The organism is Streptomyces sp. V4I23 (genome assembly GCF_030817975.1).
GTDB lineage: Bacteria > Actinomycetota > Actinomycetes > Streptomycetales > Streptomycetaceae > Streptomyces.
Genome location: NZ_JAUSZW010000001.1, coordinates 33,808 through 50,380, shown reverse-complemented (window position 1 = coordinate 50,380; position 16,573 = coordinate 33,808). Strand labels below are relative to the sequence as shown.

Genomic DNA, 16,573 nt, shown 5'->3' with positions numbered 1-16,573 from the left:
CCACACTCAGTAGTGTCGGTCCTCGTCGGCGGACGTGATGTTTGAGGGGGTGGTGAGCGTGGCGCGTACCTGGCTGTCCATCCGGGTGGAGCTGGTCTCCGGACACGGCGCGGACCTGTGGCCTCGCCCCGGCCGGATTTTCGCCGTCGCGCGCTCGCACTCCTTCGTCCAGCTCGCTACGGCCATCGATCTCGCCTTCGCCCGCTGGGATCTGGCTCACCTGCACCTGGTTGCCTTGTCTGACGGCACCGGGGTCAGCCCCCTGGAATGGTGGGATAGCGAAGCTCCGGACGACACCGTGGACGGCCATGCGACCAAGCTGAGCAGGCTGCAGGCCGGCGAACAGTTCGCCTACGTCTTCGACATGGGTGACGACTGGACTCACCTGTGCACGGTCGCGGACAGGCGTATCGACCCCGCCGACGAACTCGGCGAAACCCCCGACCGCCCCATCCCGTACTGGGGCTGGGGAAACCTCCCGGAGCAGTACGCGCGGCGCTGGGACGGCGACGACGGCGAGTCGCCTATGCCGAAACGACCGGCCCGCGGACTCAGTGACCTGCCGCCGATCCTGCCGTGGCGGGGCGAACACCACCAAGGATGAGGGGGCAGCGAGGTCGTCATGAATCAAGGAGAGGGAGCGGGTGCTTCAGGGCCGCCGCCGATCTTCGTCGTGCTCCCGGACGGCCAGGAAGTCCGGGCACGGCTCCACGCCCGGCGGCAAGAGAAGGACGGCTGGCGGTACCAGATCGGGATCCAGCTGTGGCAGGACCGTGCGAACGGCGATGCGCGGGCTGCCGAGCACCGGGCCTGGGTAAGTCCTGCGCAGGCCCGCCCCGTACCCGGCGTGTCCTACCGGGATGTCCCCACGTACCGCCCGTTCCCGGCAGACGGCCTGTCACAAAGAAGTCGGCCGGCATGGACGCTCCAGTACCTGCCCCACCGCCCCGGGCACCCAGGCGCCACCCTCCTCCACGTCATCGGCTGCACACCCAGCGACCAGACCCTCAACCAGGAACAGGCACTTGCCGCCCTCAGCCAGCCCCGCGCGGCAGCCTGCACAGAATGCGACGCCGCTCGATCCCTCGCCTCAGGACCGCCGCCCGCCTCCTGACGGTGTCGGGCCTCGCGCTGTTTGCTCAGAACAGCGCGAGGCCCTCACTGCTGGTGTCCGCGATAACCGGCCGGGACCGGGTGGGGAGGCCGTCCAGGCGGTCAGGTCCGGCCGCGGCGGCCACAGCAGGGGCGGTCTCGGTCAGCCAGGTACCGAACCGCTCGGCGGCTTCACGGTAGGGGATGCGCGCCAGAATACGGTGCTCACCGGAGGGGCAGAAGTCGACGGCGACCGTGAGCCAGCAAGAACGGGGCGTCTTGTGGCTGCCCGTCCAGGACACGCGCAGCACGCCGCAGGGTTTACGGCCGCGGGAGCCCCGGGGGTGGGTCGGGCGTAGTGATCGGCAGGCTATGTAGGCGGTCCAGGCTGCGAGGTGCGGCAGCGGCAGGGTGGTGCGGGCACGGCAGCCGAGGCAGCGGTGCCAGTGACAGAGCCAGTCGCCGATGTGGGTGTCAAAGAGGCGTGTGTAGTGGTCGGCCACGCGGATGTCATTGCTGTACAGGTGGTCGGGTCGTTCCTGCGTGTTGCAGGAGTGACAGACGGGGGCGCGGACGTAGCCGTGTTCGTGGCAGTGGTCGAGCACGGCTGCGGGCGCGGTGCGGCAGACGGCACACGTCCACCCGGCCACCTTGCGGGAAATGCCCGGTTTCCGGCTGAGTGCCGAGTACAGGTGGCCTTTCAGTTCCCCGTTGTAGGGCCGCAGTGGCACGGTCGGGCAGGGAGGGTCCGCCGACCGCCGACCGCCGGCGGCTCGGGCCTGCCCGTGGCGGGCGGACGGCTCAGTGACGGCTGCGCTTTCCTCGCGGGTCCGCCCGGCTTGCAGCCACTGCGTTTCGGCGTGCTCAGCCGCGTCCAGCAACCTGACCACGGCGCGCGGCAGCCACCATGTCCGCACCGTCCGGTCGCGGGTTTGCTCCACGAGTATCCGCCGCCAGTCGATCCCCGCCAGATGGTACGGCCGACCGCCTTCACCTCGTGCTGGCCGCCCGGCGTAGCCCGACTCCAGCAGCTCCCGAGAGATCCGCTGACGCCACCGCAGCGGCGTGTTCCCGCTGCGCACCAGCTGCGGCGCGCCACGGAACAGACCGATACGAACCAGATCCTGATCATCCATCGCAACCGCGTTGAGTTCCGCCGCCGCCCGGCGCACCTCAATCTCCGAAACACCACAAGGGCCGCCGCTGGCCTGCACCGTCGCCACCACACGGCCGCCGAGCAGGACGTACCCCGCCCGGGCATCGGCAGGAGAGCAGGTCAACGCCGCAGAAGCCGTCGGCACAGCGCCGCCGGCTGTCAAGCTGGCCCACAGAGCATCAGCGGCGCCCAGAGTGATCAGGCCGCCCCTGCGACCCGGGATGACACGCTCTGACATACCACCAGGCTAACGGCCCGGCCACCCCGACGAGGACTTCATCGCCGTGACGGTGCCCGCTGATGATCTGGACGAGGCCGAGGAGTCAGCGCCGTATGGTCTGGACGTCGCGCGGCACATCGTGCGGCTGATCAACAACCGGGACGACGCCGAGGCCTGGGCCGATCTGAAGACGCTGCTTGGTCCGGCAGGGCCGATGGGCGGCCAGTCGGCGAAGGCGTGGCACCGGCTGCTGGAGTGGCTGCCCAAGACGCACGAGGAGATTCCGACGTACACGCTCGACATCTGAGCGGATGACCTGCCAAGCCACGGCAGCATGCAGGACTGGTGAAGCCGGTCTCCGGCACTGACTGCTGTGGCATAGTGCCGTACTGCTCCCCGCCGCTGCGGGGATGTGTCCGACGCAAGTCTCACGACACCTTGCTCCCCCGCCCACGCGCGGGTCGATGCGGTTCAGGTCAGCAACTGGACACGCATCCCTCCTACGCCTGAGCGGAGTCCCCCGCCATCGTGGGGATGGCCCTGATGGCTCCCCTGGTGCCGTCATGCTCCCCGCCGCTGCGGGGATGATCCGGACTGCTTTGCGCCCCCGCCGGGATGAACGCCGGCCGCGTGGCCTCTCGATGTGGCAAGGCTTCCGGGCCTGCGATCCGAAAACAAGGGCACGATCATGATGACCCAGCACAGCGAGAAGAAGACCATCCCCTGCCAGCCCAAGAAGACCACAGCCACGACGTCCTGAACGGTGGAGCTCAGCGAGGAACTACACGATTTCGTGACACGCCCGCAGTGAGCTACGCGGCGGCGGAAGTCGGTCGAACTCGAGCTGATCCGCCCTCAAGTGGTCTCTGCGTTTTGCCAGGCATGTTCGTGTGGCTCAAGGACCTCACCCGAACCACCGATTGATCACGACTCAATACGCTCCTAGCGGACACGGCACTGCCTGAACCGTGGGCGGCCAGGGAACCTACCGGACCCGCGTGATGGTCACGACGGCGTGGCGAGTGATGCCAGCCAGCGCCTCGACAACGAAGTCTGCGGACGGGCTGGTGAAGGTGTCGCCGCCGTGGGTGCACCCGAGCACCAGAAGCTTCATGAAGCCTGATCCTTCCAAACGCCCGTCTCTGCGAAAGACGCTCCAGGTCTGGTCACGCACGGCTGCGTGGGGCATGATCCGATACCCCCACAGAACTCCGAAAGGGGGCCTTATGGGCGATCTGTCGGGGATTGAGCTGCCCCGAGTTTCGTAGAGTCCGGTGGTCTTGTTTCAGGCGGACTGCGGGGTGGCTTCCTGTTGTCGTCAGAAGTCGCGTTCGTACTCGGCGGGCGGTACGTAGTCGAGTGCGGAGTGCAGGCGTTCTTCGTTGTACCACGTGACCCACTGGAAGATCGCCCGTTCGACCTGGTCGACGTCCCGCCACGGCCCTTGCATCTCGATCAGCTCGGCCTTGAACGTGCCGTTCAGGGCCTCGGCCATCGCGTTATCGTACGAGTCGGCCACGGAGCCGACCGACGCGGAGGCGCCGATGTCAGCGAGCCGGTCGGTGTACCGAATTGACACGTATTGAGATCCGCGGTCGCTGTGATGAATGAGGCCGGAGCCTGCCTTGATCCGGCGTCTCCACAGACCCATCTCCAGTGCGTCCAGGGGCAGTTCGGTCCTCATGTGGTTCGCGACCTGCCAGCCGACGATCATCCGCGAGTACACGTCCAGGACAAACGCCACGTATGCCCAGCCCGACCACGTCCTCACATAAGTCATGTCGGCGACCCAGAGCTCGTCCGGGCGGGAGGCTGTGAAGTCCCGATCGACCAGGTCCGGCGGCCTCGGCGCCGACGGTTCGCAGATCGTGGTGCGGCGCCGCTGTCCGCGAATGACACCCTCCAGGTTCAGCTTGGCCATCAGGCGCTCGACGGTGCAGCGGGCGACGTCCACCCCCTTGCGCTTGAGGGCACGGGTCATCCGGCGGGCTCCATAGGTGCCGTCCGACTCGGCGGGACCGACTCGATCACAGGCATGAGCTGTTCATCGCGGAGCCGGCGGGCCGACTTCGGCCGCTTCTTGCGGGCAAAGTACGTCGACGGCGACAGCTCCAGCACCCGGCAGACGGGATCGACCCCGAGACCCTTGTCACGCAGATGGTCGATCACCTGCTCGGCCTCGTCCGGGGACGGTCGATCTCCTGGGCAAAAAACACCGACGCGGCCTTGAGGATGTCGTTCGCCCGCCTCAACTCCGCCACCTCTTTGCGGAGTTGCCTGAGCTCGTCCTGCTCGGCGGTGGTCAGCCGGTCGTCGCGCTCGCCACGGTCGGCCTCCGCCTGGCGGACCCAGCCGCGCAGGGCCTCTTTATGGATGCCCAGGTCCTTCGCAACGTGCGCGATCGGGCGGCCGGTGGAACGGACCTCGCGGACCGCGCGCTCGCGGAGCTCGTCCGGGTATTTACGGGGTGCAGGCATGGTGTTGGTGGATCTCCTTCGCCAGGACCGTAACCCTGGCATCAGGGACTCCACAAATCTCAGTACAGCTCACAGGGACTTCGTCGTCCACCGCAGCGGAGACGTCGGATCGCCCCGCTCATCCGGCTCCACCAGTGCTATCAACGCTGGCACCAGTTCCGGATCCAGCCCTCGGCTCGCTTGCGGCCGCCGCCAGGCCGCCGAATCCGCCCCGCGGCTACCACGTCTTCGCCGGTCTCCAGCTCGAAGACACCCCGGCGAACCGTGGTCTCGCTGGCCCCCGCGACCCGTGCAACGGCCCGAACGCCCCCGTGTCCCAGCAGCCTCGCCTCGGATCCCATCAGCAAACGCCGCCGCCGTTCGTCCAGGTGAGGCAGCAGTACCTCGAACCGGACAGCAAGCTGCCCGAGATCCCCCTCCGAAATCGCCATACCAGACCAACGAGAGCCTTCGCTGGAAGCGACACCTTGATTTCCTTACGGCTTCACCTGCTGCGGAATTCCTTCCGCTATGCCGCCCGGCAAGACTGGGACAAGATCTCCAAGCTCCTCAAGCCCGTCTACACCGCCCCCGCCGAAGAGGCCGCCCTGGACCGGTTCGCCGAGTTCGCCGACGCCTGGGGCCGGAAGTATCCAGCGATCGTGAAGCTGTGGGAGAACGCCTGGGAGGAGTTCACCCCCTTCCTGCGGTTCGACACCGAGATCCGCCGCATCGTCTGCACGACGAACGCGATCGAGTCGGTGAACGCGCGCATTCGCCGGGCGGTCAAGGCCCGCGGCCACTTCCCCAACGAGCAAGCCGCCCTGAAGCGCGTCTACACGGCGATCATGTCCCTCGATCCCACTGGCAAGGGACAGACCCGCTGGACCATGCGCTGGAAGACCGCACTGAACGCTTTCGACATCACCTTCGACGGCCGCCTGTCGGCAGCCCGCCAGTAACCCCAACTACCCCAGTTACACCGCGTCGTTTGACAGACCCCGGCCCCGCTGAAGGGCGGTCTCTTTCGCTCCCTCCTCTGGCAAGTCTTGGCCCCACCCGTCCGGCCTGCCCAAATCGGACCCGATTGGTCGTGGCATCCGCCCAGCGCTCACTCTGGGGACTTACAGATCCTGAGCAAACACCGCCTGTTCAGGGGAGCCCCCGCAGGCGGCCGACGCGAGTTGGCCGGCGTCGCGGTCTGTCCGTGAGCGAATACGTTGCACGGCAGGTGCACCATCACGTGAAGCGCTTCGCCCATTGCCCGGCCTCGACTTACGCAAATGGGTCCGTCATAGGGGAAGTTCCGGAGGAAGGTCCGCCCCGGCCTGTTGGCATGCCGCAGCTCCGATCAGGGCCGCGAACTCCAGCATAGCCACGACCTCGGCCACAGGCGCACCGCCCGGATTCCTGTCGTGCAGATCGCCAGCACTGAACAGCCGGGCAAGAACGGCCGCCATGAAGGCGTCCCTCGCTCCGATGGAGTCGATGACGCCGACAGTCAGCGATGGAACCGACACTTCGCCCCGGTGGGGTAGAAACGCGGTGCTCCCGCCTGCACCACGGGTCAGGAGTACGAGACGCCCCTCGTCTGCGAGTTCTCGGCAGGCCTGCTCCGGAGGAAGGCCCGGCCACAACATGGCCGAGTCCTCGTCACTGGTCTTGACGATGTGAGCGAGCGCGCACAGCGCTCGCAGCCGAGTCAGGGCATCCGCCGGGTCGATGCAGCGGTCGATTCGGACATTGGGGTCCACGACGAGCACCGAACGCTTAGCCGCAGACATTGCGGTCTCCAGGACCGCGTCTGCGGCCGGCTGAACAACGGCGGCGAGCCCGCCGACATAGACCGCGGAGAATCGCTCCAGACCGCCAGGGGGGCCGGTGATCTGAAAGGTGCCCGTGTCCCTGAGGTGGAAATCGTAGCGGTTCCCGCCGGGCGTAGGATCCGCGACGGCGAACGCGCTCGGGAGAGCGGACAGCCCACAGAGACTGAGATCCACCCCCGCGCCTCTGAGCCGGTCTTCGTTGAGTCGGCCGAACGCATCACCGCCGAGGGTGCCAGCGAAGGAGCTTGGGACACCGAGCCGGGCGAGCGCAGCCGCGACGTTGGCGGGTGCGCCGCCAGGCATGGGCAGGTAGGCACCGTCCGTAGCCGGTACGAGGTCGATCAGAGCTTCGCCCATGACAAGAATGGGGCCTGCCATCTCCATCACGGCTCGACCACCATCTTGCGGCCCTGGCCAACCTTGAATCGGTCGAGTGTGCTGCTGTTCAGCACGTCGTAACCGCGCACGGCGCACGAGAGAGGATCGATCCGGGCGGCGTCGCGCACATCGACGTGGTCGGGCAGGCGTACGCAGTTGGCGACCGGCGCGAGAGCATACTCGGCGGCGCCGCCTTGGACCGAGACGCCGATCGCGTTCCACCGGTCGCAGAGGTTCGCACGGCCGGCTCGGCAATGCCTGCACTCGTGGCAGTACAGCGACGGGCCTACGGCGACCCTGTAGCCGACGGCGAGTTCGCTGACCTCGCTGCCGATCTCGATCATCTCGCCGGCGTGCCCCGATACGACGGGAAGGGCGGGGGCGAACTCGCACTGCAGCATGTGCAGATCAGTGCCGCACAGACCGCACGCGGCCGCATCGACCACCCCTTCACGTGGCGCCGGTGTCGGGTCGGGGACGGTGGCAACGGCGACTTGGCCGGGTGCCTCGATGAGTGCGGTCCTCAATTGACGGCTCCAAGGAAGAGGCCCTGGACGAGCTTGTCCTGGGCGGCGAATGCGGCGGCGACCACCGGTAGGGACACGAAAACGGATGCGGCGCATAGCTGGGCGAGGAACAAGCCCTGACTGCCAAGCACTGGCCCATCGAGATGGGCCGCCTCCATCACCCCAGCGGGCCGGTTCTGAAGCCCGGCGCGGAGGATCAACATCGTGAACGGCCTCCACTGTCACCCCAGCGAGGCTTCGACGGCGAGCAGCGGCATGTTGGAGATCCAGTCGGACTGGGCGGGGGTTCCCGGCCATCCAGGTGCAAGCGCCGTTGAGTGGACCGTACTCCTGAATTGGGCGTGAACCCCGGCCAGGACCCGACGCTTGGTTCCGCGTACTGGCTGTGCCTTGATCTCGTCCACCGCGGTATCGGGTGACGTAAGCCCACACTCGCGCGAGATCTCGTGGGCGCCGATGGAGGCAAGGTCGATCACCAGACTGGCGAGCATGCGGGACGCCCAGGGTTCGACGGTGCCCTGAGTCGCTGCCCGACCTCGCCACCCAGCAGAAGTACCGAGAAGCCCCCGGTCGGCCGCTGAAGAGTGAAGCCCCCGTCCACGAAGACCGTCTCCGCGTCCTCGAGCAGCTGCCCGGCTGCCACGGCGATGCGGGAGTTCTGCGCCACGTACTGCGCGGTGCGGTCTGCGAGCGTCGTCTCAAAACCGGCGCTCTCGACCGGGCGGGCACCGCCATGCGTTCTGCGGAGAAGGCCGTGCTCCTCCGGGGACGCCCAGATCGCGGCGGGCCGCTTCCTTGGCCACGGCGAACTCGGCGGCTAGAGGTGACTTGGACTGATCCCGCATGGCGGGCGCGTTGGGGTATCGCCCGCCTCCACTCTTGGGTGTCCATTGGCATAGCTTTCCGTTTTCGCTGCGTTGCGATTACCTGCGCGTTCAGGCCTCAGCAATGTGTTGTACAAGTGAACGAGGGCGATGAACAGAGCACTTCGCCTTCCTGGGGTGCCCGGTTGACCTCGCTCGGTAGAGGCATCCGGCCTGGTCTGTTGGGTGAGGCGAATCCTTTCGGGCTTGTTGTCGCCCGATTGAAGGCATCTGGATGCCCGCATGGCCTCCGTTCAGCCGGCCCCCCGCGTAATGGGTCTGAAACACTTGACGTCGTATGTTGGTCGGGTCGGGTGGCGGCGAACAGGAGCTCGGGCACGAGCCGGTCCCGTCCCGTCCGCCGCGGATCCTAGTGTGATGCGCCAGAAATCCTGAAGGTTAGCCTCGATCTTGCATGAGGGTCCGTCAGCTTGCTGAAGGACTCTTTCGGCTCGTTCGGAGCGGAGATTTCTGCAGGTGGGCAGGCTGGTGGCCCGGCTGTCGCGTCGGGTGGGCGCCGGGTTCCACGGCTCCGGTCGGGTGGTGTTGCTCGTGGGGACGGGAAGTTGCTGGTCAGCCGGGGTTCGGCAGGGCCGCGAGCCGTTGCAGGGCGTCGGTGATCACACCAGTCCAGGGCCAGTGCTTGGCGAGGCGGAGGATGCGGCGGCGTCCGGTGGTGACGAGCTGAGCGGCCACGGAGAACAGCCGCAGCCGCAGGCGGCGGGGCTCCCACCGGCCAGCTTGTCCGGTGAGGGCGAGCATCGGCAGCCATGCCAGCAGGTCCAGGGCGATCTGGACGATCTCCAGCCAGATCTGGTTCTGTGCGGTGTCGTGGAGGGGGAGGTTGCGTCGCAGGCCGGTGGCGCGGGCGGCGCGGATGCGGTCCTCGGCGCGGGCCCGCTGGCGGTGCCGCAGCTCCAGCTCGGCGATCGGAGCATGCTTGGTGTTGGTGGCGAAGCAGGTCAGGCGCATGCCGTCGGCGTCGGCGTCGGCGTCGGCGTCGGCGTCGGCGTCGGTGAAACGCAACTGGGCGCCGGGGTGCGGTCGTTCCTTCCGCACGATCAGCCGCATCTCCTTGGGCCAGCCTTTGAGGCAGTCGCCGTCGAGTTCGGCGACCCAGGCGCCGTCGCGGATCTCGCCGTCGGGCTCGACGGCCGGCGTCCAGGCCGACGCCGGGACCTTCCCGACGGCCTGGTGGATGGCATCGGTGATGGTCATGCCGACCGAGTAGGACAGCCACCGGCCGCGCGCGGAAAGCCAGTCCACGAACTCGTGGGTGCCGCCGCCCGAGTCGGTGCGGATCAGCGTCCGCCGTCCGCGCCGGTACTTCTTCGGCAGCTGCTTCAGGGCGATCCTGGCGGCTTCGATGTGGTCCGCAGCGGTGTTGCTGCCCGCGTTCCCGGGCCGCAGCAGCCCGGCCACCGGCTCCCCGGACCCGCCCCGGCCGTGGTCGACGAACCCCATCAGCGGATGGTGCCCGAACGTCTTTTTCCAGGTCGCGGCCGCATCCTGCTTCTCGGAATGCGCGATCACCAGCACCCCGTCCAGGTCCACGACCACCTGCCCGCCGGCGTCCGGAGCTTCCTCACCGGCCAACGTCCACACACATTCACGGACTTGAGAGCGGGCCTGCCGCAGTGCGGTCAGAGCACGCTTCCCACCCGCTGCCAGCGTGTCGATCAGCCGGGATACCGTCGGATCGGAGGCCACCGGCCCGAACACCGACGGTTCGGCCCGCAGCATGCCCACGCCCGCCAGGCAGTCCCCACCCAGCGCGACCGCGAGCGCCACATCCAGCAGGACCTTGCCCGGATCATGCACCGCCCGCGGCCTTCGCCACGGCTCAAGCGCCGCCGATATCGCCGCATCCAGACCGGACTTGCGGATCGTCTCCACCAGCAGCACACCACCGGCCTGGGACACCACCCCGCGGCCACCGCCTTCGGTACGGACACGCGGGTAGAACCCGATACTCTTCTTCACCTGGAGAGTGCTTCTTTCCTGCGACGACCCTGGACCCTAGACAAGTCCCATCGTTGCAGGTCAGGAGCACTCTTCGCGTTTCTGATCACCCACCGGACGCCCTGCCACGTGAAAGCGCGAGGTTAGTACTCCAGTCTGGTTTCGCGATCTTGCTGGTGGACCCGGCTGGTAACGCGTACGGCCACCGCATGATCATCGGGGGTTGTGTGGACTCCTGAAGATCGTGCGGTGGCCGCAGGCCATAGCGTAGACCCTGCCCGCTGGCGGGCGATGTTCGACCAGGCCATGGCCCGGATCGCGGGACGATTCGGCCGAGTTGAGCCGCGGACCGCCGCCCGTGCCTATCTGCTCGGGCTGCTGTCGAACGTCGAGCGCAAGAACTGCTGGCAGCTGGCCGAGCAGGCCGGTCACGCCCGGCCCGGGCCGATGCAGCGCCTTCTGCGCTACGCGCGCTGGGACGCCGACGCTGTCCGTGACGACCTGCGCGCCTACGCCGCCGACCACCTCGGCACCGACGACGCGGTGCTGATCGTGGACGAGACGGGCTTTGTGAAGAAGGGCCGAGCCTCGGCGGGCGTGCAACGGCAGTACACCGGCACCGCGGGACGCATCGAGAACTCCCGGGTCGGCGTGTTCCTCGCCTACGCCACCAGCCGGGGACGGGCCCTGATCGACCGTCGGCTCTACCTGCCCGAGCATTCCACTTCCTGAGCGTCGTCGCCGCCAGCGCGGCCCCGGACCGGGCCGCCGATCCGCACCACCCCACCCGCAGCCACGAACCGATCACGCTGACCGTCCCGGAGATCCGCCACCTACTCGCCGCCTTCCACCCACCGGCCGTGTCCGCGGCCAGGCTGCTGCACTGGTCCAACTGGCGCCGAAAGCACCAGGCCACAGCCCGTCGCAGCCACTACCGACGACGATCCGCCGACGAACCCACGGGATAGATCACGAAACCGCACTGGAGTATTAGTTGCTACCTTCTTTTCATGGCGCATCGAGGCCCTGCTGCTGTGGAGATCGTTCTTTCCGAGGACGAGCGTGTCGAACTTGTGCGCCGGGCGGGGCTGCCGGACCGACGCACGGCTGAGCGGGCCCGGATCATCCTGGCGTGCGCTGATGGGATGTCGAATGCGGGTGCGGCGCATACCGTTGGCGTCGGCGTGAAGACGGTCCGCAAGTGGCGCGGGAAGTTCGCCGCTGAGCGGCTGGCGGGGCTTGAGGACGAGGGCCCTATCAGCCGGCCGAAGTCTGCGCTGGTCCTGACCGAGGGCGAGCGGGCCCAGCTGGTGCGCTGGGCGAGGCGGGCGAAGACCGCCCAGTACCTCGCGTTGCGGGCGAAGATCGTGCTGCGGTGCGCCGAGGGCGTGACGAACAAGCAGGTCGCAGCCGATCTGGGGGTGGACCAGTCGACCGTGGACCGCTGGAGGGCCCGTTTCGTGGCCGATCGCCTCGACGGCCTGCAGGACGAACCGCGAACCGGTCGGCCGCCCTCGATCCTGCTCGACCAGGTCGAAGACGTCATCATCGCGACGCTGGAATCCGCACCGGGCAAGGACACGCACTGGTCGCGCGCCTCCACGGCCGCCCGCACCGGACTGTCGAAGTCCACCATCGGACGGATCTGGAAGAGGTTCGACCTCAAGCCGCACCTGCAGGACTCCTTCAAGCTTTCCACCGACCCGCAGTTCATCGAGAAGGTCGTCGATGTCGTCGGCTTGTATCACAACCCGCCTGAGAAGGCAGTGGTGTTATGCGTCGATGAGAAGAGCCAGATCCAGGCGCTGGACCGGTCCCAGCCTGTGCTTCCGATGATGCCAGGCATGCCGGAGCGGCGCACCCACGACTATCTGCGGCACGGCATCACCAGCCTGTTCGCTGCCTTCAACATCGCCGACGGCACCGTCATCAGCGAACTCCACCGCCGCCACCGGGCCATCGAGTTCAAGAAGTTCCTGGTCACCATAGACAAGGCCGTGCCCACCGAACTGGATGTGCACCTGGTGTGTGACAACTGTGAGGATCATGGGGTGCCGCAGGGGGCCGGAGCCTGACCCGTGCGACAACTGGCCGAGGTGCCTTGGTGTAGAACTGTCGGCTCCGGCCCTCTGCGGTGCGTACTGCCGCCGGCCCGGTGAACGTGTCCCGATAGGGGCTTTGCCGCACAAAGCACCGTCACAGTTCTGACCGCCCACCGGACCGGCGTCAGCCACCAGACCCAGTCCAAGGGAGCCTCGTGACCGTCACCAGCATGCCCCAGCCGACGCTGCCCGCGCAGCGAGTCCCGGACCCGGTCGAGGAGGTGGTCCTCGGGGTGGACACCCACAAGGACGTCCACGTCGCCGCTGTCATCACCACCCTGGGTGCCTTGCTCGCCCACCAGGAGTTCCCGACCACCGCCACCGGATATCGCCAACTACTGGTGTGGGCAAGGTCGTTCGGCACCCTGCATCGGGCCGGTGTCGAATGCACCGGATCCTACGGAACCGCGCTGACGCGGTCCCTGCGCAGGGAAGGCATCGAGGTCGTCGAAGTCAACCAGCCCGACCGTGCCACCCGGCGCAAACGTGGCAAGACGGATGCCGTCGACGCGGACGCAGCCGCTCGCGCACTGCTGTCCGGGCGCGCCACCACCGTGCCGAAGACCGCGGACGGCCCCGCAGCGGACATGCGGGTCCTGCGACTGGCCAAGGAATCGGCCGTCAAGGCCCGTACCCAGGCGCTGAACCAGCTCAAGGCCGTCCTGCTGGCCATCGACCCGGACCTGCGCGAACTGCTCACAGGTCTGAGCAATCCTGCGCTGGTCGCCACCTGCGCGACCCTCGATTCCCATGACCGGGGCGAGGCCGTCTTCACCATGCGCCTGCTCGCCCGCAGAATCCAGCACCTGTCCGGCGAGGTCAAAGAGCTCACCCGACGCACCACCAGGGCCGTCCGCTCCTGCCGGCCCCAGATGCTGGACCTGGTCGGTGTCGGGCCCGACAGCGCCGCAGTCCTCCTCATCACCGCAGGTGACAACCCTGACCGCATCACCGACGAGGCATCCTTCGCCGCCCTGTGCGGCGTCAGCCCGGTGGGCCTTGACCCAAGGCTGGGTAGTTAACGGATTCGCGCTGGTGGCAAGCGAGTTGGCGGGTGTTCCGTGATGGAGCGGGGAACAAGGGCAACGGAGTCCCGTTGGAGCAGGTAGTCCGCCAAGACTTCTGCCGTTACGGAGCTCCGTTGCCTGCACGCCATTGCGCCCTGCCGCCCGGTCTGACGACCGTGACCCGAAGCCTCACCGTGGCCGGGGGCCGCTTCGCTCCCGGCCATCTGGGCGAGTTGACCCAGGTTCTGCCGTTCGAGCTGGTCGACGCGGTCCTGGAAGAGACCCGGAGTGTGCAGCGCAGGCTGCGGGACCTGCCCTCCCGGGTCGGGGTGTACTGAGGTGATCCCCGCGGTGTGGACACACCTGACAATGGATCTTGGTGATCCTGGAAGGTGTAGATCCACGTGGCAAGGCCCTCGAAGTACAGTGCGGAGTTCCGGTCCGACGCGATCGCGTTGTGGCGGGCTTCGGCCGGCAGAAGGACGTTCAAGGACGTCGCGGCCGATCTGGATGTCAACCCCGAGACGCTCCGCAGCTGGGTGCGTAACGCCGACGCACCGCCTGCCGCCGCTGCGTCCCAGGAGACCGAGGCCGAGCGGGCCCGGCTGCGGGCAGACAATGCCCGGCTGCTGAAGAACGAGAAGGAATGGCAGCTGGAGCGGGAGATCCTTCGCCGGGCAGCGGCCTATTTCGCCCGGGAGATGAAGTGAAGACCGCCGCTTGGGACTTCGTCTCCGCCCACGCCGAGGCCTTCGGCATCAAGCGGATATGCCGGGTACCGGGAATCTCCCGCTCCGGCTACTACCGGTGGATCGCCGGGGCCGAGGCGCGGGCCGAGCGGCAGACCGCTGAGGACGCCCTGGTCACCGAGATCCGCGAGATTCATGCCGAACACCGCGGGAACTACGGCGCGTAGCGCATCCATGCCGAATTACGCGGCTTCGGCCACACCGTCAACCGCAAGCGGGTCGCCAGGCTGATGCGCAAGCACAACATCGTCGGCCGCCACCTGCGCAGGAAGAAGCGCACCACCGTCGCAGACCGGCTCGCGCCACCAGTGCCGGACCTGGTCCAGCGGGACTTCGCCGCCGGGGCTCTGGACGAGAAGTGGTGCGGCGACATCACATACGTACAGGTCGGCGCCGTGTGGCTCTATCTCGCCTGCGTCATCGACATCCGCTCGCGCCGGGTGCTCGGCTACTCGATGGCCCCGCACATGCGGGCCGAACTCGTCATCGACGCGCTCCAGGCCGCGGTCGCGGCCCGCGGTGGCGACATCTCCGGGGTGATCTTCCACGCGGACAGGGGTTCGCAGTACACCTCGGCCGCGTTCGCCCAGGTCTGCGACCGGCACGGCATCCGCAGGAGCATGGGCAGGGTCGGCTCGAGTTACGACAATGCCCTCGCCGAGAGTTTCTGACAGAGGCTGAAGAGGGAGACGATGCACGGGAAGCCCGGCGACGGCCTCCGCCAGCCTCGGCATCACTCCGGCGCTCACCCAGTGCCGCCGGTCCCACACGCCGGTGCCCGGCGCGACGAGGACGACGAGGAGGCGGCCTCGCCCCAGCCGGTCCCACAGACGTGCGGCCGTGCCGTCAGGAGCCGTCACCCGCACGTCCTCGACGGGGGCACCCGCCTCGGTGGCGACCGCGGCCGACGGGGCCACCGCTTCGGGCGTGAGCACCGAGTGGCCGTAGACGGGGGGCGCGCCGAGCGCGCCCTGACCGAGGTGGCCGTCGGTGAGCATCATGTCGTGGCCACGCGCCGCTCCGGGCAGGTAGGTCCGCAGACCGCTGCCGCTGCGCAGTATCGGCAGCGACTGGTCGGCGGCGCGAAGCCGTGCGGCGACGGCGGTGCGGCGCTCGTCCTGGTAGCTGTCCAACAGGGTGTCGGAGGCCCCGTGGTGCCAGGCCTGCGCCAGCTTCCAGGCCAGGTTGCCGATGTCCCGCAGCCCCTCGTCGACCCCCTGCGTGCCGAGGGCACCGAGCAGATGCGCGGCATCGCCGGCGAGGAAGGCCCGGTCGACGCGCCAGCGGCGGGCCAGCCGGTGGTGAAGGGTGTAGACGCCGGTGTCGATCAGCTCGTACGGCGGGGTGTTGCCGCACCAGCCCGCCAGGGTGTCCCGCACCCGGGCCACCAGCGCCTCCGGGGTGACCAGTTCGCCGCGCGGCGGCAGCAGCCAGTCCAGGCGCCACACGCCGTCCGGCAGGGGGCGCGCGACGACCTCGTCGCCCCCCGACGACCACGGCGGACGGCGGTGCAGCAACGCCTCGCCGGACCACGGGAGTTCGGTGCGCAGGGCGGCCACCGCATGGCGTTCCACCGCCGTACGGCCGGGGAAGCGGATGCCGAGGAGCTTGCGGACCGTCGACCTGGCGCCGTCGCAGCCGACGAGATGGCTGCCCCGCCACCAGGTGCCCGAGGGGCCGCGGCTGTGCGCGGTGACGCCGCCGCCGTCCTGCTCCAGCGAGTCGAGGCGGCTGTCGGTGACGAGCCGTACGAGGCGCTGCTCGGTGACCGCGTCCCGCAGGCCGCGGGTGAGCGCGTGCTGCGGGATATGCAGCGGAGCGGGCGTGAGGCCGTCGCCGAGAGGCAGGTGCCGCACCTCCTGCCTGCGCCGCATCGACCGCCAGCCCGTCCAACGGACGCCGTCGTCACGCAGGGTGCCGCAGCCGAGCCGTTCCACCAGGGCGGCCGTGTCCGCGCGCAGGACGACGGTGCGGGCGGGGCGCGGCTCGTCCTTTCCGTTGCTCTCGTCGAGCACGACGGAGGGGACGCCCTGGGACGCGAGGGCCAGGGACAGGGCCAGGCCGACCGGGCCCGCCCCGACCACGATCACCGGGTCCACGAGGTGACTCCTCGGGCGCGAAGGGTCGTGCGAAGAAGTGCGGAGGGAGCCCGGTGCGCGATCACAGAACGTATGCAACTCACTGCCGCTGCCTGCGTCAAGCGACACCGGGGTGCGGCGAGGGGCGGCGGCCATA

8 protein-coding genes and 11 pseudogenes are annotated in these 16,573 nt (G+C 68.4%); 9 read left to right on the top strand and 10 right to left on the bottom strand.

Annotated features, from left to right (window positions below):
- Positions 1-58 precede the first annotated feature (58 nt).
- Together QFZ82_RS00265 and QFZ82_RS39575 are read left to right on the top strand one after the other, a co-directional pair.
- Positions 59-604: a hypothetical protein gene (locus tag QFZ82_RS00265; protein WP_307711236.1), complete on the top strand. Its 546-nt coding sequence runs from the start codon at positions 59-61 to the stop codon at positions 602-604.
- Positions 605-622: 18 nt separating this feature from the next.
- A complete protein-coding gene (locus QFZ82_RS39575; protein ID WP_373429202.1) occupies positions 623-1,114 on the top strand; it encodes a DUF6233 domain-containing protein in 492 nt (163 codons plus the stop codon).
- Between the two features lie 25 nt (positions 1,115-1,139).
- Here the strand turns inward: QFZ82_RS39575 and QFZ82_RS00260 are convergent, their stop codons facing one another.
- Positions 1,140-2,486: an endonuclease domain-containing protein gene (locus QFZ82_RS00260; protein ID WP_307711235.1), complete on the bottom strand. Its 1,347-nt coding sequence runs from the start codon at positions 2,484-2,486 to the stop codon at positions 1,140-1,142.
- A gap of 46 nt (positions 2,487-2,532) precedes the next feature.
- Between QFZ82_RS00260 and QFZ82_RS00255 the strand changes: the two genes are divergently transcribed.
- Entirely contained in the window at positions 2,533-2,775 is a 243-nt protein-coding gene (locus QFZ82_RS00255; protein ID WP_307711234.1) for a hypothetical protein, read from the top strand.
- A 678-nt stretch (positions 2,776-3,453) separates the two neighbouring features.
- Here QFZ82_RS00255 and QFZ82_RS00250 read toward each other — a convergent pair.
- From QFZ82_RS00250 to QFZ82_RS00240, 3 genes and pseudogenes are all read right to left on the bottom strand, one after another.
- Complete coding sequence (locus QFZ82_RS00250; RefSeq protein ID WP_307711233.1) at positions 3,454-3,582, bottom strand: hypothetical protein; 129 nt, start codon at positions 3,580-3,582, stop codon at positions 3,454-3,456.
- 204 nt (positions 3,583-3,786) lie between these two features.
- Positions 3,787-4,945: pseudogene (locus tag QFZ82_RS00245) on the bottom strand (IS3 family transposase).
- A gap of 75 nt (positions 4,946-5,020) precedes the next feature.
- Positions 5,021-5,376: pseudogene (locus QFZ82_RS00240) on the bottom strand (ISAzo13 family transposase); the annotation flags it as partial.
- Between the two features lie 51 nt (positions 5,377-5,427).
- Between QFZ82_RS00240 and QFZ82_RS00235 the strand changes: the two are divergent.
- A pseudogene (locus QFZ82_RS00235) lies at positions 5,428-5,886 on the top strand (transposase); the annotation flags it as partial.
- A 330-nt stretch (positions 5,887-6,216) separates the two neighbouring features.
- Here the strand turns inward: QFZ82_RS00235 and QFZ82_RS00230 are convergent.
- The 5 genes and pseudogenes from QFZ82_RS00230 to QFZ82_RS00210 all read right to left on the bottom strand — a co-directional run bounded on the left by QFZ82_RS00230 (position 6,217) and on the right by QFZ82_RS00210 (position 10,501).
- Positions 6,217-7,134 (bottom strand): PfkB family carbohydrate kinase, encoded by a 918-nt coding sequence (locus tag QFZ82_RS00230; protein ID WP_307711324.1) that lies wholly within the window; start codon positions 7,132-7,134, stop codon positions 6,217-6,219.
- 53 nt (positions 7,135-7,187) lie between these two features.
- Positions 7,188-7,655: pseudogene (locus tag QFZ82_RS00225) on the bottom strand (alcohol dehydrogenase catalytic domain-containing protein); the annotation flags it as partial.
- Positions 7,652-7,777, bottom strand: a pseudogene (locus tag QFZ82_RS00220) (carbohydrate ABC transporter permease); the annotation flags it as partial. The pseudogenes QFZ82_RS00220 and QFZ82_RS00225, both read right to left, overlap by 4 nt.
- Before the next feature lie 210 nt (positions 7,778-7,987).
- Positions 7,988-8,546 (bottom strand): annotated as a pseudogene (locus QFZ82_RS00215) (DeoR family transcriptional regulator); the annotation flags it as partial.
- A gap of 545 nt (positions 8,547-9,091) precedes the next feature.
- Positions 9,092-10,501, bottom strand: coding sequence for an IS1380 family transposase (locus tag QFZ82_RS00210; protein ID WP_307711232.1), 1,410 nt, complete (start codon positions 10,499-10,501; stop codon positions 9,092-9,094).
- Between the two features lie 285 nt (positions 10,502-10,786).
- Here QFZ82_RS00210 and QFZ82_RS00205 point away from each other — a divergent pair.
- The 5 genes and pseudogenes from QFZ82_RS00205 to QFZ82_RS00185 all read left to right on the top strand — a co-directional run.
- Positions 10,787-11,206 (top strand): annotated as a pseudogene (locus tag QFZ82_RS00205) (transposase); the annotation flags it as partial.
- A gap of 308 nt (positions 11,207-11,514) precedes the next feature.
- Positions 11,515-12,540: pseudogene (locus QFZ82_RS00200) on the top strand (IS630 family transposase); the annotation flags it as partial.
- A gap of 197 nt (positions 12,541-12,737) precedes the next feature.
- A complete protein-coding gene (locus QFZ82_RS00195; RefSeq protein WP_307711231.1) occupies positions 12,738-13,604 on the top strand; it encodes a transposase in 867 nt (288 codons plus the stop codon).
- A gap of 140 nt (positions 13,605-13,744) precedes the next feature.
- Positions 13,745-13,924 (top strand): annotated as a pseudogene (locus QFZ82_RS00190) (transposase domain-containing protein); the annotation flags it as partial.
- A 69-nt stretch (positions 13,925-13,993) separates the two neighbouring features.
- Positions 13,994-15,069 (top strand): annotated as a pseudogene (locus QFZ82_RS00185) (IS3 family transposase); the annotation flags it as partial.
- A 366-nt stretch (positions 15,070-15,435) separates the two neighbouring features.
- Here QFZ82_RS00185 and QFZ82_RS39570 read toward each other — a convergent pair.
- A pseudogene (locus tag QFZ82_RS39570) lies at positions 15,436-16,572 on the bottom strand (FAD-dependent monooxygenase); the annotation flags it as partial.
- Between the last annotated feature and the right edge of the window lies 1 nt (position 16,573).